The 17,602-nt window shown below is 72.7% G+C and carries 15 protein-coding genes and 3 tRNA genes; 9 read left to right on the top strand and 9 right to left on the bottom strand.

All coding sequences use genetic code 11. The features are described 5' to 3' along the window. The first annotated feature begins 4 nt into the window (after positions 1 to 4). Both dnaG and ACIP9H_RS03320 read left to right on the top strand, forming a co-directional pair. Positions 5 to 1,918 (top strand): DNA primase, encoded by a 1,914-nt coding sequence (dnaG, locus tag ACIP9H_RS03325; protein ID WP_401582616.1) that lies wholly within the window; start codon positions 5 to 7, stop codon positions 1,916 to 1,918. Positions 1,919 to 2,982: 1,064 nt separating this feature from the next. Then, positions 2,983 to 4,260, top strand: a complete 1,278-nt coding sequence (locus ACIP9H_RS03320) for an RNA polymerase sigma factor (protein ID WP_401582614.1) — start codon at positions 2,983 to 2,985, stop codon at positions 4,258 to 4,260. A gap of 82 nt (positions 4,261 to 4,342) precedes the next feature. On the opposite strand, the gene ACIP9H_RS03315 is transcribed toward ACIP9H_RS03320, so the two are convergent. The 4 genes from ACIP9H_RS03315 to ACIP9H_RS03300 form a co-directional block, all read right to left on the bottom strand. Then, positions 4,343 to 6,250, bottom strand: coding sequence for an ABC transporter ATP-binding protein (locus ACIP9H_RS03315; RefSeq protein WP_401583194.1), 1,908 nt, complete (start codon positions 6,248 to 6,250; stop codon positions 4,343 to 4,345). 44 nt (positions 6,251 to 6,294) lie between these two features. Next, a complete protein-coding gene (locus ACIP9H_RS03310; RefSeq protein ID WP_401582613.1) occupies positions 6,295 to 8,037 on the bottom strand; it encodes an ABC transporter ATP-binding protein in 1,743 nt (580 codons plus the stop codon). A gap of 102 nt (positions 8,038 to 8,139) precedes the next feature. Beyond that, a complete protein-coding gene (locus tag ACIP9H_RS03305) occupies positions 8,140 to 9,594 on the bottom strand; it encodes an FGGY family carbohydrate kinase (RefSeq protein ID WP_401582611.1) in 1,455 nt (484 codons plus the stop codon). Positions 9,595 to 9,656: 62 nt separating this feature from the next. Further along, positions 9,657 to 9,953 carry a YtxH domain-containing protein gene (locus ACIP9H_RS03300; protein ID WP_360906713.1) on the bottom strand — a complete coding sequence of 99 codons (297 nt, stop codon included), beginning with the start codon at positions 9,951 to 9,953 and terminating at the stop codon, positions 9,657 to 9,659. A gap of 179 nt (positions 9,954 to 10,132) precedes the next feature. Between ACIP9H_RS03300 and ACIP9H_RS03295 the strand changes: the two genes are divergently transcribed. From ACIP9H_RS03295 to ACIP9H_RS03270, 6 genes are all read left to right on the top strand, one after another. After that, positions 10,133 to 10,205, top strand: a tRNA-Asn gene (locus tag ACIP9H_RS03295). A 14-nt stretch (positions 10,206 to 10,219) separates the two neighbouring features. Beyond that, a tRNA-Asn gene (locus ACIP9H_RS03290) sits at positions 10,220 to 10,292 on the top strand. 165 nt (positions 10,293 to 10,457) lie between these two features. Next, positions 10,458 to 10,531: transfer RNA gene (locus tag ACIP9H_RS03285), tRNA-Ile, on the top strand. A 363-nt stretch (positions 10,532 to 10,894) separates the two neighbouring features. Continuing rightward, positions 10,895 to 11,173, top strand: a complete 279-nt coding sequence (locus ACIP9H_RS03280; protein ID WP_401582609.1) for a hypothetical protein — start codon at positions 10,895 to 10,897, stop codon at positions 11,171 to 11,173. 56 nt (positions 11,174 to 11,229) lie between these two features. Then, the gene (locus ACIP9H_RS03275) at positions 11,230 to 11,427 is read left to right on the top strand and encodes a hypothetical protein (protein WP_401957203.1); all 198 of its coding nucleotides are present in this window, start codon (positions 11,230 to 11,232) and stop codon (positions 11,425 to 11,427) included. 240 nt (positions 11,428 to 11,667) lie between these two features. After that, a complete protein-coding gene (locus ACIP9H_RS03270) occupies positions 11,668 to 11,895 on the top strand; it encodes a hypothetical protein (protein ID WP_401582607.1) in 228 nt (75 codons plus the stop codon). A 32-nt stretch (positions 11,896 to 11,927) separates the two neighbouring features. On the opposite strand, the gene ACIP9H_RS03265 is transcribed toward ACIP9H_RS03270, so the two are convergent. The 3 genes from ACIP9H_RS03265 to ACIP9H_RS03255 form a co-directional block, all read right to left on the bottom strand. After that, complete coding sequence (locus tag ACIP9H_RS03265) at positions 11,928 to 12,338, bottom strand: hypothetical protein (RefSeq protein WP_401957200.1); 411 nt, start codon at positions 12,336 to 12,338, stop codon at positions 11,928 to 11,930. Positions 12,339 to 12,448: 110 nt separating this feature from the next. Further along, positions 12,449 to 13,684 (bottom strand): glycoside hydrolase family 88 protein, encoded by a 1,236-nt coding sequence (locus ACIP9H_RS03260; RefSeq protein WP_401957197.1) that lies wholly within the window; start codon positions 13,682 to 13,684, stop codon positions 12,449 to 12,451. Between the two features lie 116 nt (positions 13,685 to 13,800). Beyond that, positions 13,801 to 13,959: a hypothetical protein gene (locus tag ACIP9H_RS03255; protein ID WP_360906700.1), complete on the bottom strand. Its 159-nt coding sequence runs from the start codon at positions 13,957 to 13,959 to the stop codon at positions 13,801 to 13,803. 177 nt (positions 13,960 to 14,136) lie between these two features. On the opposite strand from ACIP9H_RS03255, the gene ACIP9H_RS03250 reads away from it, so the two are divergent. Then, complete coding sequence (locus ACIP9H_RS03250; protein ID WP_401582603.1) at positions 14,137 to 15,051, top strand: NmrA family NAD(P)-binding protein; 915 nt, start codon at positions 14,137 to 14,139, stop codon at positions 15,049 to 15,051. A gap of 43 nt (positions 15,052 to 15,094) precedes the next feature. Here the strand turns inward: ACIP9H_RS03250 and ACIP9H_RS03245 are convergent, their stop codons facing one another. Both ACIP9H_RS03245 and ACIP9H_RS03240 read right to left on the bottom strand, forming a co-directional pair. Beyond that, entirely contained in the window at positions 15,095 to 15,739 is a 645-nt protein-coding gene (locus ACIP9H_RS03245; RefSeq protein WP_401582601.1) for a hypothetical protein, read from the bottom strand. Continuing rightward, on the bottom strand, positions 15,736 to 17,451 hold the full coding sequence (locus tag ACIP9H_RS03240) for a PHP domain-containing protein (RefSeq protein ID WP_401582600.1): 1,716 nt from the start codon (positions 17,449 to 17,451) through the stop codon (positions 15,736 to 15,738). The genes ACIP9H_RS03245 and ACIP9H_RS03240 overlap by 4 nt, the downstream gene beginning before the upstream one ends. Positions 17,452 to 17,602: the final 151 nt, after the last annotated feature.

Genomic DNA, 17,602 nt, shown 5'->3' with positions numbered 1-17,602 from the left:
CTGTGTGGCAGGGCGGATCAGGGACGAGGACGTCAGGGCGGTGCGGGACGCGGTCCCGATCGACGCCGTCGTCTCGGAGTACCTGCAGCTCAGGAACGCCGGCGGAGGCAACCTCAAGGGCCTGTGCCCCTTCCACGACGAGAAGTCCCCCTCCTTCCAGGTGAGCCCCAGCAAGGGGCTGTACCACTGCTTCGGCTGCCAGGAGGGCGGCGACACCCTCGACTTCGTGATGAAGGTCGACCATCTGTCCTTCTCCGAGGCCGTCGAGCGGCTGGCCGCCGTCGCCGGCATCACCCTGCGGTACGAGGACGGCGGCTACACGCCGGGCCGCCAGCAGGGCGAGCGGATCCGCCTCATCGAGGCGCACAAGGCCGCCGCGCAGTTCTACGTGGAGCAGCTCGGCAGCCCCGAGGCGGAGATCGGCCGCGCGTTCCTCGCCGAGCGCGGCTTCGACCAGGCGGCCGCCGAGCACTTCGGAGTGGGCTACGCCCCGGCCGGCTGGGACCACCTGGTGCGCTTCCTGCGCGGCAAGGGCTTCAGCGACCGTGAGCTGATCGTCTCCGGCCTGGCCAGCGAGAGCCGCCGCGGCGGGGCCATCGACCGGTTCCGCGGCCGGCTGATCTGGCCGATCCGCGACATCACCGGCGAGGTCATCGGCTTCGGCGCGCGCCGGCTCCGCGACGACGACCAGGGCCCGAAGTACCTCAACACGCCCGAGACGCCGATCTACAAGAAGTCGCAGGTCCTGTACGGCATCGACCTGGCCAAGAAGGAGATCGCCCGCACCAGCCGGGCCGTCGTCGTCGAGGGCTACACCGATGTCATGGCCTGCCACCTCGCCGGCATCACCACCGCCATCGCGACCTGCGGCACCGCCTTCGGCGGCGACCACATCAAGATCCTGCGCCGGCTGCTGATGGACAACGCCAACGCGGAGGTGGTCTTCACCTTCGACGGCGACGAGGCCGGCCAGAAGGCCGCCCTGCGCGCCTTCGAGGACGACCAGAAGTTCGCCGCCGAGACCTCCATCGCCATCACGCCCGGCGGCATGGACCCGTGCGACCTGCGCCTGGCCGAGGGCGACGCGGCCGTGGAGCGGCTGGTCGACTCCCGTACTCCGCTGTTCGCGTTCGCCCTGCGGTCGGCGGTGGCCCGCTACAACCTGGAGACCGCAGAGGGCCGCGCCTCCGCGCTGGAGGCGGGCGCGCCCATCGTCGCCGGCATCAAGAACTCCGCCATCCAGCACGAGTACGCCGTGCAGCTCGCCGGCATGCTGGGCATCCTCGACACCCAGTTCGTCGTGCGCCGGGTGGGCCAACTCGCCCGCTGGCAGCGCGAACGCCGCCAGTCCGGTGCGGGAGCCGCGGGCCCCCGCACCGCACGTCCCGCGGCACCCCCGGCCGGCCCCGCCGCGCCCGCGGGTCCCCGCGGCCCGCGGCTGGACATGCGCAGCCCCGCCCAGCGCGTCGAGCGTGAACTGCTCAAACTCGCCCTCCAGTACCCGGAGTTGGTCTCGCCGGCCTTCGACGCGTACGGCGAGGACGAGTTCACCGCCCCGCCCTACATCGCCGTGCGGCGCGCGATCAGCGAGGCGGGCGGCGCGGAGTACGCGGACCCGCAGTTCCTGACCCGGGTGCGCGACGTCGCCCCGGACGACACCGTGCGCTCGCTGGTCACCGAACTCGCCGTGGAGCCGGTCCAGCACAAGACCCCCGAGGTCTACGCCGGCAAGATCCTCGTCGACGTACGCCGGCAGGCCGTCGCCCGCCGCGTCGCCCAGCTCAACGCCGACCACACCCGGCTCACCGCCCAGGGCCCCCGCGCCGACCAGGACCAGCTCGCGGCGATCGGCGGCGAACTGTGGGCGCTCCAGCAGTACGACCACCGCCTCCGCGAACAGGGCGCTGCCGCCCTGTAACCGTGCCGTGCCCCGTCCGCCCCTGTGCCGGGCGGGCATGCGGAGCCTCTTGCGAGCCGCACCCGGAACGCGGGGCACCGGTACGCCGCCGCCCGGCATGCGGCGGCCTCCCACGGCGTTGCGCGTCGGCGCGGGCCGCCCCGTCCGTCCCTGTGCCGATCGACCCGAGTGCGGCTGGTCGGGCGGGCATGTGAAGCCCCTTGCCTGCCGCGCCCGGAACTCTGGCCGCCGGTACGCCGCCGCCCGGCACGCCGCGAGGACCGCCCGCCGCGCCGGGCACGCCCCGTCCGTCCCTGTGCGGATCGGCCCGAGTGCGGTCGGCCGGGCGGGCGTGTGAGCGTTTTGCGGGTCGGGCCCGGAACGCGGGGTGGGGGCGGCCTGCCCGCGTGGTTGGTCCGGGTGGCCTGGTGGCCCCCCGCTGGTCTGCTGCCGCCCGGCTTGCCGCGGGGGCCGCCCACGGCGTTGCGTGTCGGCGCGCGGGCCGACCCGTCCTGGGGGTGTGTTCCTGCCGCATGCCGCGGGGACCGCCCGCCGCGCCGGGCACGCCCCGTCCGTCCCTGTGCGGATCGGCCCGAGTGCGGTCGGCCGGGCGGGCGTGTGAGCGTCTTGCGGGTCGGGCCCGGAACGCGGGGTGGGGGCGGCCTGCCCGCGTGGTTGGTCCGGGTGGCCTGGTGGCCCCCCGCCGGTCTGCTGCCGCCCGGCTTGCCGCGGGGGCCGCCCACGGCGTTGCGTGTCGGCGCGCGGGCCGACCCGTCCCGGCAGTGCGCTCTCCAGGGCGGCGGCGAGCATGCGGCGGCCCAGCGGGGTCGGACCGAACGGGGGGACCAGGGGCGGGTCTTGTGCCCGGAGGTCCACAGTCCCGTGCAGCGGCCACCCAGGGCGACGGCCGACGGCGCGTGGTGCCCGAGCCGGAGGTGGAGAAGCTGCCGTCCGGGACAGCGGTCACCCGGGACCGCCCGCCGCGCCGGAGGCGTGACCGCGGGGTCGCCCTCGGTCACACTCGGCCGGAAAAAGCGGCGCACGACCCTCGTGGGCCCGGTGTGCCGTACGCCACACTGGGGGCGGTGCAAGAGTCCTCGGAGCGCGGAATTCCGGGAGGCGCCGACGCCGGCGCCCAGGGAGTACCGCTGACGGCGAACTCCCGGACGGGCCGCGGCGAGGGCGCCGCAACCGTTCCGCTGCCGCGCGCCTCCGAGTCCGTGGTTGCGCACACCGTGGAGGTCGCTCCCGTGCAGATCCAGACCCTGACGCCCCCGGCCCTCGTGACGGACGACCTGCTGGAACGGGTCCCGGAGCAGCAGCACGCCGCCCTGCACCCGGAGGGGGCCGCCGCGCCCGGGCCGGACCCGGAGGCCGGTCCTGACCCGGACGGGGAAGGCCCGGAGGACGACGACCCGGGCCCGGTACGGCCGTTCAAGGAGGACGTGGCGGGGCCGTCCGCCGACCTGTTCCGGCAGTACCTGCGGGAGATCGGCCGCATACCCCTGCTCACCGCCGTCGAGGAGGTCGAACTCGCCCGCCGCGTCGAGGCCGGCCTGTTCGCCGAGGAGAAGCTGAGCAGCACCCCGGACCTCGACTCGCGGCTCGCCGTGGACCTCGACCGCCTGGTCGTCCTCGGCCGGATGGCCAAGCGGCGGCTCATCGAGGCCAACCTCCGCCTCGTCGTCTCGGTCGCCAAGCGCTACGTCGGCCGCGGCCTGACCATGCTGGACCTGGTGCAGGAGGGCAATCTCGGCCTGATCCGGGCCGTGGAGAAGTTCGACTACGCCCGCGGCTACAAGTTCTCCACCTACGCGACCTGGTGGATCCGGCAGGCCATGAGCCGCGCCCTGGCCGACCAGGCCCGCACGATACGCGTCCCGGTGCACGTCGTGGAGCTCATCAACCGCGTCGTCCGCGTCCAGCGCCGGCTGCTCCAGGAACGCGGCTACGAGCCCTCCAACGAAGAGGTCGCCGCCCATCTCGACATCCCGACCGAGCGCGTCGCGGAGGTCCTGCGCCTGGCCCAGGAACCCGTCTCGCTGCATGCTCCCGTGGGCGAGGAGGAGGACGTCGCCCTCGGCGACCTCATCGAGGACGGTGACGCCGCCTCGCCCGTGGAGTCCGCCGCCTTCCTGCTTCTGCGCGAGCACCTGGAGGCCGTCCTGTCCACCCTCGGCGAGCGCGAGCGCAAGGTCGTCCAGCTCCGCTACGGACTCGACGACGGCCGGCCGCGCACCCTGGAGGAGATCGGCCGCATCTTCGGCGTCACGCGCGAGCGCATCCGCCAGATCGAGTCCAAGACCCTCAACAAGCTCCGCGACCACGCGTTCGCCGATCAGCTCCGCGGCTATCTGGACTGAGCGCTCGGCGTCCCGGCCGACGGCAGGGACCCCCGGCGGAGCAGTCCGCCGGGGGTCCCTTTCGCTTCCGCGGGAGTCGCGGTCAGTCGACCTCGGCGACCGCCTGGGCGAACTGCGCCGCGTACAGGCGGGCGTAGGCGCCGTCCTTGAGCAACAGCTCCTCGTGGGTGCCCTGTTCGACGATGTCGCCGCTCTCCATGACGAGGATGACGTCCGCGTCGCGGATCGTGGAGAGCCGGTGGGCGATGACGAAGCTGGTGCGGCCGTGGCTGAGCTGGGCCATCGCCCGCTGGATCAGCACCTCGGTGCGGGTGTCGACCGAGCTGGTCGCCTCGTCCAGGACGAGGATGACCGGGTCGGACAGGAACGCCCGGGCGATGGTGATCAGCTGCTTCTCGCCCGCGCTGACGCCCGTGCCCTCGTCGTCGATGACGGTGTCGTAGCCGTCGGGGAGGGTGCGGATGAAGCGGTCGGCGTGCGCGGCGCGCGCGGCCTCCTCGATCTGCTCGCGGGTGCTGCCCTCGGTGCCGTAGGCGATGTTCTCCGCGATCGTGCCGCCGAACAGCCAGGTGTCCTGGAGCACCATGCCGATCCCGGACCGCAGTTCCTCCCGCGACATGGACGCGATGTCGGTGCCGTCCAGCGTGATCCGCCCGCCGGTGACCTCGTAGAACCGCATCAGCAGGTTGACCAGGGTGGTCTTGCCCGCACCGGTCGGGCCGACGATGGCCACCGTGTGGCCGGGCTCGACGGCCAGCGACAGGTCGTCGATGAGCGGCTTGTCGGGCTCGTAGCGGAAGGCGACGTCCTCGAAGCGGACCTCGCCGCGCAGTTCCTTGCGCAGGCTGGGCGTCTTCGGGTCGGCGCTCTGCTCCGGTGCGTCGAGGAGTTCGAAGACCCGCTCGGCGGACGCCACACCGGACTGCACCAGGTTGGACATGCTCGCCACCTGCGTCAGCGGCTGGCTGAACTGCCGCGAGTACTGGATGAACGCCTGCACGTCGCCGATGGACAGCGCGCCGCTGGCCACCCGCAGACCGCCGACGACCGCCACCAGGATGTAGTTGATGTTGCCGATGAACATCATCGCGGGCTGGATGATGCCGGAGATGAACTGCGCCCGGAAGCCCGACTCGTAGAGCGCCTGGTTCTGCTCGTGGAAGGCCTGCGCGGACTCCTCCTGGCGGCCGAAGACCTTCACCAGGGTGTGCCCGGTGTACATCTCCTCGATGTGGGCGTTGAGCTTGCCCGTGGTCCGCCACTGCGCGACGAACTGCGGCTGCGCGCGCTTGCCGACGGCGGTGGCGACCACCACCGACAGCGGCACCGTGACGAGCGCCACCAGCGCCAGCAGCCACGAGATGGAGAACATCATCGCGAGCACGCCCACGATCGACAGCAGCGCGAAGATGATCTGGCCCAGCGTCTGCTGCATCGTCTGGCCGATGTTGTCGATGTCGTTGGTGGCCCGGCTCAGCACCTCGCCGCGCGGCTGCTGGTCGAAGTACGACAGCGGCAGCCGGGCCAGCTTCTCCTCGACGTCCCGGCGCAGCCGGTAGATCGCGCGCTGGATGATCCGGGTGGCCAGCCGGCCCTGGACGATCGAGAAGACCGCGGCGGCCGCGTAGATCGCCACGGCGATCAGCAGCACATGGCCGACCGCGTCGAAGTCGATGCCGTGCCCAGGGGTGAAGTCGATGGACCGGAGCAGGTCGGCGACGGTGTCGTTGCCCTGCTGCCGCAGGTGCTCGATCGCCGTGGCCTTGTCGGTGCCGGCGGGTATGGACCGGCCGATGACGCCCGCGAAGATCAGGTCGGTGGCACGGCCCAGGATGCGCGGCCCGAGGACGTTGAGGCCGACGCCCAGGATCGTGCACGCCAGCATCGCGTACAGCAGGGTGCGTTCGGGGCGCATCAGGCCGAGCAGGCGCTTGCCCGAGCCCTTGAAGTCCATGGAGCGCTCGGTGGGCTGGCCGCTCATGAAGCGCATCGGTCCCGCCGCCGGCACAGGCCCGCGGCGGGGGGTGGGGACGCTCACGCGGCCTCCTTCTCGGTGAGCTGGGAGAGCACGATCTCCCGGTACGTCGGATTGCCGTCCATCAGTTCGCGGTGGGTGCCGGTGCCCACGACCCGGCCCTCGTCGAGGACGACGATGCGGTCGGCGTCGCGGATGGTGCTGACCCGCTGGGCGACGATCACGACCGTGGCCTGCGCGGTCTGCCGGGCCAGTGCGCGCCGCAGGGCGGCGTCGGTCGCGTAGTCCAGCGCCGAGAAGGAGTCGTCGAAGAGGTAGATGCGCGGTTTGCGGACCAGGGCCCGGGCGATCGCCAGGCGCTGCCGCTGACCGCCGGAGACATTGGTGCCGCCCTGCGCGATGGGGGCGTCGAGCCCGGAGCCGTCCTCGGAGAGCCGCTCCACGAACTCCCGCGCCTGCGCGGTCTCCAGGGCCTGCCACAGCTCCTCGTCGGTCGCCTCCGGGTTGCCGTAGCGGAGGTTGGAGGCGACGGTGCCGGAGAAGAGGTAGGGCTTCTGCGGGACGAGGGCGACGGTCTCGGCGAGGTCCACCGGGTCCAGTTCGCGGACGTCGACCCCGTCGATCAGCACCTGGCCGCCCGTGGCGTCGAACAGCCGCGGCACCAGCCCCAGCAGGGTGCTCTTGCCGCTGCCCGTGGAGCCGATGACCGCGGTGGTCTCACCGGGCCGGGCGACCAGGCCGATCGCGTGCAGCACCTCGGCCTCGGCCCCCGGGTACTTGAAGTCCGCGGCGCGCAGCTCCAGCTCGCCGCGCCGCACCGGCAGCCGCACGGGCTGCGCGGGCGGCACGACGCTGGTCTCGGTGCCCAGCACGTCCTCGATGCGCTCGGCGCAGACCTCCGCGCGGGGCACCATCATCACCATGAAGGTCGCCATCATGATCGACATCAGGATCTGCATCAGATAGCTGATGAAGGCGGTGAGCGCGCCGATCTGCATGCCCCCGCTGTCGATGCGGTGCGCGCCGAACCACAGGACGGCGACGCTGGTGAGGTTCACCACCGCCATCGCGATGGGGAACATCAGCGTCATCATCCGCCCCGCGCGCAGCGAGACGTCGGTGAGTTCGTCGTTGGCCTTGCCGAAGCGCTGCTGCTCGAACTCGTCCTTGTTGAAGGCCCGGATGACCCGGATGCCGGAGATCTGCTCGCGCAGGACGCGGTTGACCGTGTCCAGCCGCTGCTGCATCCCGCGGAACAGGGGGCGCAGCTTCCGGACGAGCAGCACGATCAGGACCGCCAGCACGGGCACGACCGCGAGCAGCAGGGAGGACAGCGGAACGTCCTGGCCGAGCGCCATGACGATGCCGCCGAAGCACATGATCGGCGCCGTGACCATCAGCGTGAAGGTCATCAGCACCAGCATCTGGACCTGCTGCACGTCGTTGGTCGAGCGGGTGATCAGCGACGGGGCGCCGAACTGCCCGACCTCGCGGGCGGAGAAGCGCTGCACCCGGTCGAAGACCGAGGCGCGGATGTCCCGGCCGACGGCCATGGACGTACGGGCGCCGAAGAAGGTGGCGCCGACGGAGCAGGCGAGCTGCGCGAGGGTGACGGCGACCATGATGCCGCCGAGCTTCAGGATGTAGCCCGTGTCACCCTTCACGACGCCGTTGTCGATGATGTCGGCGTTCAGCGTGGGCAGGTAGAGCATGGCGATGGTCGCCACGAGCTGGAGGACCACGAGCACGGCTATGGAACGCCGGTACGGGCCCAGGTGGGAGCGGAGGAGTCGGATCAGCACGACCGCTGACCCTATAGTCCGAAGGTTGCCACAGGCACCCGATTTACCGGGGCATTCCTCACACCCGGAAAGACTCTGACGGACATCCGCGCGCCGAGCGGATCAGCCCCCGAACGCCCCCGGATGCGTCTGCTCACGCACCGCGACGAACTGCTGCCGCACCGAGTGCCCGATCGCCCCGTCGTCCGGCCCGGCGTCGACGACCGCGTACTCCGCCTGCTGCCAGTACGGGGGCTGCTCGGGCGAGCCCTTCCCCTCCGCCACCGCCAGCGCCCACGCCGCCTGCCGGGCCGCACCCAGCGCCGCGTACTCCGCCGGCGGCGGGATCACGATCTGCGCGCCCAGCAGCGCCGGGGCCAGCGACCGCACCGCCGGCAGATCGCCCGCGGGGCCCAGCAGGAAGATCCGGCGCACCTCCACACCCCGCCCGCGCAGCATGTCGAGCGCGTCCGCGAGCCCGCACAGCATGCCCTCGAAGGCCGCCCGCGCCAGGTGCTCGGGCTTCATGCTCTCGCGCCGCAGGCCGGTGAGGGTGCCCGCGGTGTGCGGCAGATCGGGGGTGCGCTCACCCTCCAGATAGGGGAGCAGCACCAGTCCGTACGAGCCCGGGGTGGAGCGCAGCGCCAGCTCCGACAGCCCCGCGAGGTCGGTGCCCAGCAGATCGGCGGTGCCGCGCAGCACCCGCACGGCGTTGCGGGTGTGCAGCATCGGCAGATGGTGTCCGGTCGCGTCCGCGAAGGAGGTGATCGTGCCGGACGGGTCGTTCAGCGCCTGGTGGTGCACCGCGAAGACGGTGCCGGCGGCGCCCAGCGACACCACCGCGTCACCCGGCCCGACGCCCAGTCCGAGCGCGGCCGCCATGTTGTCCCCGGTGCCGGCCGAGATCAGCAGCCCCTCCGGGGTGCGTCCGGCGGGCTGGGCCGGCGCCAGCACCTCCGGCAGCGCCACCGCGTGGCCGAGCGCCCGCTCCACGATGTCGGTGCGGTACTGGCCGGTGGCCGCCGACCAGTAGCCGGTGCCGGAGGCCTCGCCGCGGTCGGTGGTCCGCCGCTGCGGCCGGCCCATCAGCTGCCAGACCAGCCAGTCGTGGGGAAGCAGCACCTCGGCGATGCGCCCGGCCGCGGCCGCCTCGTGCTGCGCCAGCCAGCGCAGCTTCGCCACCGGGTACGCCGCCTGCGGCACCGACCCGACCGCCGCCGCCCAGCCGGCCTTGCCGCCCAGTTCCTCGGTGAGGTCCGCGGCCTGTATCTGCGCCCGCTTGTCGTTCCGCAGCAGTGCGGGCCGCACCAGCGCGCCGCCGGCGTCCAGCGCCAGCAGGCCGTGCTGCTGCCCCGACACGCCGATCGCCTGGACGCCCTCCAGCATCCCGCTCCTGGCCGCCTCGCCGAGCGACAGCAGCCACGCCTCCGGATCGATCTCCGTCAGCGCCCCCGCGTCCTCCGCCCCCTGCGCCGGATGCGGGGCGTGGCTCTGCCGGAGCACGGCCCCGCTGTCCGCGTCGCACACGACCACGGTCGTACCGGCACCGGAGCTGTCGATCCCCGCCACAATCCCCATGCGTCGCATCATGCCGTACGCGCGCCGCACGCAGGGCGACCGGGCCGGGCCGGCCCCGGCCGTCAGGTGGTGCCGGTGCCCCAGTCGTCCTGGTCCCCGCCGTTGCCGCGCAGCCGGCGCACCCGGTCGGCCACCGCGGGCGGCAGCCGGTCGCCGACCTTCGCCGACACCGCGTCCACGGCCTTCACGGCCGCCTCGCGCCCGGTCTGCCCGGCGGTCTCCACGGTGTTCCGCACCGCGGGGTTCTGGGCGATCCGCTGCGCGCTCTTGCGCAACTGCTCGTACCGCTCGCGGCCGGCCCGCGCCCCGAGCACGTACCCGACGGCGATCCCGCTGATGAACGTCAGTCGGTAGCGCATGGCTCCACCTCTCGTGGGTCCTCTGGGGCTGTGTTCCGCGCCTACCCGCTGTGGCCTGCGGACAACCGCGGCGTTACCGGTTGGCGGAGCACCCCCCACCTTGCGCTAATGTATGTGTCGCAGCGAGCGCACGCCGTCCGGGATGCCGGAAACGGGTACATTCGGTGCAAGCGGAGCAATCCCCTGTAGCTCAATTGGCAGAGCAGCCGGCTGTTAACCGGCAGGTTACTGGTTCGAGTCCAGTCGGGGGAGCTCGCGCAAGTCTTTCCCCTGTAGCTCAATTGGCAGAGCAGCCGGCTGTTAACCGGCAGGTTACTGGTTCGAGTCCAGTCGGGGGAGCGGTGATCAAGGACTCCTTCGGGGGTCCTTTTTCGTGTGCGGGAACCGATCACCGGGTGATCGAGGTCTCCCAGGTGGTGCGTCTGTGACCCGCGAGGGCGACAGATCGTATGAGCAGCTATGCTGCGGCAGACGGCGTGCACGACACGTGAAGGCGCGCCGTACGGGGCGGTAGCTCAGCCGGTTAGAGCAGCGGACTCATAATCCGTCGGTCGTGGGTTCGAGTCCCACCCGCCCCACCCTGGGCGGCAGGTCGGCAATCCAGCCGGCCTGCGCCAAGCCCCCAACTGGGGCCCGCACACGGCCCGTCGGCCCGCGGCACCGATCGCCTGCCGGCCCGGGCGCGGAACGGTCGCGCCCAACCGGGCAGCGGGGCCGCCCGTGTGGCCAAGCCGTCGCCGCTTCGCGGCTGATGGGGAAATCGCCGTCGCTCGCCCGGACATGCCATGGCGACGCCGTTGGGGCCAGGACGTGCCGACCGGTCAGGGCGGTGCGGGAGGCTGGACGTACGGCATGGCCGGTGCCATGATCACGCGAACATCGCGGTGGGGTCCGGCTTCCAGGGGGGAACCGTGAAGCTCTGGCTAGGAATAGCTCTCGTTGTGCTGGCATCGCTCTTTGCCGCCTCCGGTGTTGCGGGGATCACCCAGGGCTGGGTGGTTCCGTGGAACCGGCGCCGTGTCAGCCGTCCGGGCCTCTACGGCTGCGGCCAGTTGGTGTTTGCTTTCGGGCTCTACTGGCAGGCGCTGTTCGCATGGGTGATCAACGACCCCGGCGCCCGGGCCTGGGGCACCTTGGCCGGCAGTGCGATCCTGCTGGCCGGTGTCATCGTGCTGTTGCCGGCCCAGTTCATGAGCAGCGATCGAGGGGCAGGGCGGTGAACAGCCCCGCGGACGCCCACCCTTGACCCCGTACGGCGGCGTTCTAGGGTGCCGTCATGAGAACCGTGCTGTGGGCGCTGGCCGCGCTCTTCTTCGGCGCTCTTGCCGTGTCCGCCGTGGTCGGGATCATCACCGGGTTCCCGAGCGGGCTCGCCGGCGTTGCCGTCGATGCGGGGCACGTGATCGTCAGCGGCCTGGCCACGGGCTGGGCCGTCGGCAAGGCACGTGAGGGCCGTGCCGCCCGCAACAGGTGACGTTCGCCCGCCCGGCGGCGCCCCGGGTGCGGGCGGACCGGGCCTCGGGCAGGCTCGGATGCGGCGGGCTTCGCGCCTCTCCCTCAGCGGAGCCCGCGGCCCGAGTCGGCCCCCACCACAACGGCGTGGCGGGGGCCTGCTTCGTTCGGGCCAAGGGAATTGCGGGAAAGGTGACTTGGCCGGGCTGCGCGCGGCACCCTCGTGATCGGGCGCGGTGGCGGGCTGGCTAGGGTGCGCGGCATGAAATCCGTTCCCTGGACCCTTGCCGGCACCGTGCTCGGTGTCATGGCACTGTCGACCGTCGCGGGCATCGTCGTCACCCTGAGCCGCGGAGTGTCGGCCCAGACCGTCTGGGCGCTGCCCTTCTCCCTGGCCTGGCTGGTCGGGCTCGGCTTCGCGTCCCGCATCGCGTGGCGCAAGGCCCTGGGCCGCAACAACGAACTGCCCGAAGGTCGTTCGGAGGGCTGAGCGCCCGGCCGCCTGCCCGTGCCGCGCGGGGGTCAGGACACGCAGAGCGTCTTGCGCAGCGCCGCGTTGACGGCCTCGGCCTGCGCCGCGGTGACCTGGTGGTCGCCGGTGCCGAAGCGGGCCTGGGCCGACGAGACCGCGTCCCCGCCGCCGCTGATGGTCGCGCACTGGTTGCGGGCGTTGGCGATCGCCTTGTCCGCGTCCTTGGTGTACGCCGGGTCGATGGCCGTCAGCGCGGCCAGCAGGGCGGTGCGCTCGACGCCGGTGGGCTCGTCCGGCAGCAGGTCCGCGATGTCGGGCACGTGGGAGCCGGCGGCCGTGGGGGAGGACGTCGGGTGGCTGTCCGCGGGCGCGCCGCTGCCGTCGCCGCCGGAGGTGCACGCGGTGAGCCCGAGCAGGAGGGCGGCGCCGGCGAGGACGGCGGCTGTCAGGTGAGTACGCATGCCCGGCATTGTGACGGGGCCCGGGCGTGCGGGGGCCGAGTCGGCGCATCCGCGTGTCGCGGGCGGGGACGATCCCGTGGCCCCGGCGGCGCAGGGCGCCGCCCCGGCCGTCACACGGACGACAGGTCGATCGCGCGGTCGACGTCGGCGGGGCGCAGGACGCGGAGGATGCCCTCCAGGAGGTAGTAGTCGCCGTAGGGGACGGAGACCTCGACGCCGTCCTCGGCGGGGCGGTTGCGGGTGGCGCGGGCGAGGACGGCCTGGGCGCGGGTGGACCTGGTCGTGAGGCAGGTGGTGGCCAGGGCGGTGAGGATCCGGAGCGCGGCCTCGCGGTAGGACGTGCGGCCGGTGGCGGCGGAGAGGTCGAGCAGCCCGCAGGCCAGGACGGCGCCGGCGGAGGAGTCCTTGACGTCGTTCGGCTGCTGGGGCGCGAGGTAGTCCCAGACGGGGACGTTGTCGGGGGTGAGGGCGCCGAGCGCGTAGTCCGCCAGCTTCGCCGCCGTGGTGAGGAACTGGGGGTCGCCGGTGCGCCGGTGCATCGTGGTGAAGCCGTAGACGCCCCAGGCCTGGCCGCGGGACCAGCAGGAGGCGGGGCTGTAGCCCTGCACCGTGTTGGGGCCGATCGGGGCGCCGGTGGCCGGGTCGAAGTCGTACACGTGCGGTGTGGAGCCGTCCGGGCGGGGGAAGTTGCGCTGGGTCGTGCGCGCGTGGGCGGTGGCGGCGTCGAGGTAGCGCGAGTCCCCGGTCTGCTCGGTCGCGAAGGCGAGCAGGTCGAGGTTCATCATCGTGTCCATGATCACGCGGCCCGCATTGGCCGGGTCGTTCAGCGCGCCCCAGGCGCGGATGAACCGGCCCGCGCTGTTGTAGCGCTTGATGAGCGAGGACGCCGCCTGGACCGCCCCGTCGCGCCACTTGGGGTCGCCGGTGAGCCGCCAGGCGGTGACCCACGAGGGGGAGAAGAGGAAGCCCAGGTCGTGCGTGCCGGTGTCGGTGCGGCGCGGGGCGAGGCGGTCGGCGGCGGCGAGCGCGAGGGAACGGAAACGGGCGTCGCCGCTGTGCAGCCAGGCCATCCACAGCGTGCCGGGCCAGAAGCCGCCGACCCAGTCGCCGTTGTCGGAGTAGGTCCACTTCTCGAACTTCGTGATGACGGGGAACGACGTGACGCCGGGGGCGACCGCCCGCAGCTTGGTCACGGCGTAGTCCGCCGCCGCGCGCAGGGTCTGCTCGGTCTCGGCCGGATCGGGGGCCGGGAGCGAGGACGCGGCCCGCGCGGAAGGTGCGGTGACGGTGGTCGCGGCCGCGGCGCCGGCCGCGGTGCTCAGCAGGTGTCGCCGGGAGATGCTCATGGGTGCCCGCCGTTTCGAGTGGGGGGACGGATCACGAAGAGGCGAGGCAAGCGTGGCACGGCGTTCCCGCTGAAGTACATATACGTGGCGTGGATTTATGTATGTGAACCCGGGCGTCACTCCGTTCCCGGCGCGCCCCCCGCGGCCTCGGCCGCGCCGTCCTCGCGGCCGGCGGCGTAGACGCGCTGGACGAACTCGGCGGCGGTCGCCTGGTCGAGGTCGTCGGTGAGGCGCATCAGTTCGGTGGTGAAACGGATGATCGGGTTCTGTGCCATGCGTACAGGAGACCGCGCCGAGGGGCCCGCTGCCAATCGGTGATTCGCACTAATGTGCGGGTCCTGGTCTGTGGAACCCCGCCGGACCGGGACACTCCCGTGATCGCCGTTGCCGGCCGGCGCGGGGTGCGACTGCGATCCTGTGGATGCCGCACAGCCACGGAGAAGGAGAAGGCGATGCCCGGAAAGCCGAGGATTCTCGTGACCGGTGCCGCGGGGAGCGTGGGAGGCGTCGGCCGCACCGCGGTCGAGGTCCTGCGGGACCGCGGCTTCCCCGTGCGCGCGTTCGTCCGCCGCGAGGACGACCGGGCCGAGGCGCTGCGGGCCATCGGTGCCGAGGTGTTCGTCGGGGACCTGACCAGCACCGCGGACGTGGCCGAGGCGGTGCGCGACTGCGCGCGGATGTACTTCGGGATGAGCGTGTCGGCGGAGTACCTCCAGGCCGCCCTGGTCGCGGCGGCCGTCGCCCGTGACTACGGCCGGCTGGAGGTGCTGGTCAACATGTCGCAGATGACCATCTCCCAGATGGACCTCACCGGCGGCTCGGACTCCCGGCAGCACCGGCAGCAGTGGCTTGTGGAGCAGGTCATGGACTGGTCCGGGGTCCCCGTCACCGAGGTCCGGCCGACCGCCTTCATGGAGAACCCGATCTTCCTGGCGGCCGGTTTCGGCTCGGTCACCCGGGACGGCACGATCCGCCTGCCCTTCGGCTCCGGCCGCACCTCGCCCATCATGGGGCGCGACGTCGGGGAGGCGGTCGCGGCGATCCTGGCGGACCCGGCACCGCACATCGGGCAGGTCCGCGAGCTGACTGGGGCGGCGTCCCGCGACATGAACGCGATCGCGGCGGAGTTCTCCGAGGTGCTCGGACGGCCCGTCAGGTACGTCGACGTCCCCTACGAGGAGTGGGTCGCCGAGGATCTGGGCGCGCTGGGGCTGCCGGAGCACGTCCGGCAGCATCTGTCCGTCATGGCGCGCCTGCACGCGCAGAACCGCTACGACCGGGCGACCGGCGACCTGGAGCAGCTCATCGGGCGTCCGGCGTCGGGCGTCCGGGAACTCGTCGCGGCGCACCCGGAGGTCTTCGCCTGACGTGCGGCCCGTCCCGGCCGGGGGCGGGACGGGCCGCACGCACTCAGTGGTCGGCGCAGCAGGGCGTCGGGTTGGGCACCTCGAAGGGGGCGAGGCGCCCGCCGACGGCGGGGACCAGCGGCAGGACGAGCCGGCCGGCCTGCCACTCCGGGCGGACGTGGTCCCTGGTGAGGACCTCGACGCCGGGCTCGGGCCGCTCGTCCGCCGGGGAACCGAGGACCATGAGCCCGGTGATGGGGGTGTGCGCGAGCACATCGGCCACCGTGATCACGCCGGTGAGGTGTTCCACGCCGGGGAAGACCACGGCGCGGCCGCCGGTACGGGCGGCGGCCTCCTCCGCGGCCTGAGAGGCGGCGGCGGCGAGCGGGGCCGGGCCGTGGGTGCGGCCGGCCAGATGCACGCCCCACGGCTTCGGTCCCGCGGTCTCCGGCCCGTCCGCGCCCTCATCGGCGGCTGCGGCGTCCGGAGCGGTCAGCGCCCGCCAGGCCGCCTCGGCCGCCGCGGGCCCCTCCTCGTCCGGCAGGGTGAACGACACCGCCGTGTGCGGGGTGCCGGTCCGGATGAGGTGGGTGCAGGCGACCGTGCCCGCGGGAAGGCCGAGCCGGTCCACCAGATGGTGGATCAGGTGGTCGGCCTCCCGCAGGCCGGACGTTCCGGCGTCGACGCCGAGGACCGTGCCGTTCGTCACGCGGGCAGCACCCAGATCGGGTTGGTGTAGAACCACAGGTCGCGCCACGGGTCGGCGTCGCCCACGACGTCGATCGCGGGGCCGTGCGGGTCCACCGCGGGACCGTTCAGGCCGACGGCGCTGCGGTTGCCGTCCGTACCGCGCAGGCGGACGTACAGCGGGCGGTCGACGCGGCCGAGCGACCAGCGCAGACGCACCGAGCCCACGGACTGGTTGACCTCGAAGGACGTCACGACCTTGGCGGTGGGCGCGGCGAAGGTGTCCTTGTCGGAGGCGCGGCCGGTGACGTCGCCCTGGATGACGTCGACACGGGCGAGGGTCGGCACGAACTGCGCCCAGTTGGGGCCGTTCGCCAGGTCGATCTCGAGGATCAGGTCGACCTTGTCGCCGCGGCGGATGCGCAGCATGCCGCCGAGGGTCTGCTCGTCGCCGCCGGCCTTCAGGCGGGCGTTGAGACCGCTGATCAGACCGCCGTGGTCGACCCAGACGCGGCCGTCGCGGATGCCGTCCATCACGGCGCGGTAGGAGAAGCTGACGGCGCCGACGTGGGTGCGGCTGTACTGGCCGGGCCAGAAGTCGCCGTCGGTCAGGTTGAGCGCGCCGCCGTAGACCGGGTCGTTGTACTTGCCGTTGGCGTTGAAGTCGCTGCCCGGGCCGCGCACCGAGTTGTCCGCGTACACGTTGTGGGCGTCGGAGTTGGCGGTGATCCACCACGGCTTGCCCTCGGCGAGCAGGCTGTCCCACAGACCGCCGACCGTGGCGGTCATCCAGTCGAAGCCGCCCCAGGTGCGGTAGCTCACCAGGGGGTAGCCGGCCCAGGACTGGGCGCTCGGGCTGCTGTCGTACGCGCCGCGGCCGGCGCCGGGGCCCTGCGGGGCGCGGATGCCGGAGGCCTGGTGGCCGGGGGCGCCCTCCATGCCGACCGCGATGGTCGGCTGGGCGTCGCGCCAGGCGCGGATCTCGTGCGGGGAGTCCAGGCCCTTGCGGGCCGGGTGGTTCGCCAGGAACAGCGCGTCGCGGACGCGGCGCTGGTCGACGGCGTCGGCGAGGAAGTTCAGGCCCGCGATGGCCAGCGCCTCGTTGGCCGGGGTGCTGTCCGTGGCGCCCTTGACCGAGCCGTCGAAGGAGTTCTCGAACTCCTTGAGCACCGCGACCTCGTTCGCGCCGGGGTGCACGAAGACGGTGCCGTGCTCGGCGCCCGGGATGTTCCACTCCAGGCCCTGGAAGACCAGGGTGTCCTCGACCTCGTCGCGCGCGGCGAGGATGTCGGGGTTGACCTTCTCCACACCGATCTTGGCGTGCTGCTCGCTGCCGTGGTCGGTGATGACCATCCAGTCCAGGCCGTTGCCGTTGGCGTGCCGGACGTGGTCGGCGACGCGGTACTTCGCGTCGGAGCTGTACTGGGTGTGGATGTGGTGGTCACCGGCCAGCCACAGGAAGTCGCCGTTCCAGGTGCCGCTGCGGCCCGTCTTCTCGTCCGCGAAGGCGGGCGTCGCGCCCGTCGCCGCGCCGGCGAGCACGCCGCTCGCGGCCAGGCCCGCGCCGAGCAGGCCGGTGCGCCGCAGCATCCCGCGACGGGAGAGCTGGTTCGGCGTCAGTTCCTCGTCGGGCACGGACATGTCCAGGGCGGGCGGCAGCGACTGCGAGGCGTCGCCGTGCCCGTGGTGGTGTCCGTGGCTGTGGTCGTGTCCGTGGTGGTGGCCGTGGCCCATGTTTCGCTCCTTGCTCTGAGCGCCGGTCCGCGCTGTTAGGAGACGTGCAGGAAGAGAGCCTGCGGAGGCTGGATGAATTCTTCGGACCGGCAAGGTGGAGGCGAGAGTTACGCCACATGTGATCCGGGTCGCTTGTTCCGGAACGTGTCAG

The sequence above is a fragment of the Streptomyces sp. NPDC088732 genome (assembly GCF_044751205.1).
Taxonomy (GTDB): domain Bacteria; phylum Actinomycetota; class Actinomycetes; order Streptomycetales; family Streptomycetaceae; genus Actinacidiphila.
This window is presented reverse-complemented; position numbering and strand designations above follow the sequence as displayed.

What these genes read in the sequence shown, in the direction of transcription:
- ACIP9H_RS03315 (WP_401583194.1), bottom strand. Translation starts at nt 6,250, where the DNA reads ATGCGCTTCATGAGCGGCCAGCCCACCGAGCGCTCCATGGACTTCAAG.
- ACIP9H_RS03305 (WP_401582611.1), bottom strand. Translation starts at nt 9,594, where the DNA reads ATGGGGATTGTGGCGGGGATCGACAGCTCCGGTGCCGGTACGACCGTG.
- ACIP9H_RS03300 (WP_360906713.1), bottom strand. Translation starts at nt 9,953, where the DNA reads ATGCGCTACCGACTGACGTTCATCAGCGGGATCGCCGTCGGGTACGTG.
- ACIP9H_RS03275 (WP_401957203.1), top strand. Translation starts at nt 11,230, where the DNA reads ATGAGAACCGTGCTGTGGGCGCTGGCCGCGCTCTTCTTCGGCGCTCTT.
- ACIP9H_RS03270 (WP_401582607.1), top strand. Translation starts at nt 11,668, where the DNA reads ATGAAATCCGTTCCCTGGACCCTTGCCGGCACCGTGCTCGGTGTCATG.
- ACIP9H_RS03265 (WP_401957200.1), bottom strand. Translation starts at nt 12,338, where the DNA reads ATGCGTACTCACCTGACAGCCGCCGTCCTCGCCGGCGCCGCCCTCCTG.
- ACIP9H_RS03260 (WP_401957197.1), bottom strand. Translation starts at nt 13,684, where the DNA reads ATGAGCATCTCCCGGCGACACCTGCTGAGCACCGCGGCCGGCGCCGCG.
- ACIP9H_RS03255 (WP_360906700.1), bottom strand. Translation starts at nt 13,959, where the DNA reads ATGGCACAGAACCCGATCATCCGTTTCACCACCGAACTGATGCGCCTC.
- ACIP9H_RS03250 (WP_401582603.1), top strand. Translation starts at nt 14,137, where the DNA reads ATGCCCGGAAAGCCGAGGATTCTCGTGACCGGTGCCGCGGGGAGCGTG.
- ACIP9H_RS03240 (WP_401582600.1), bottom strand. Translation starts at nt 17,451, where the DNA reads ATGGGCCACGGCCACCACCACGGACACGACCACAGCCACGGACACCAC.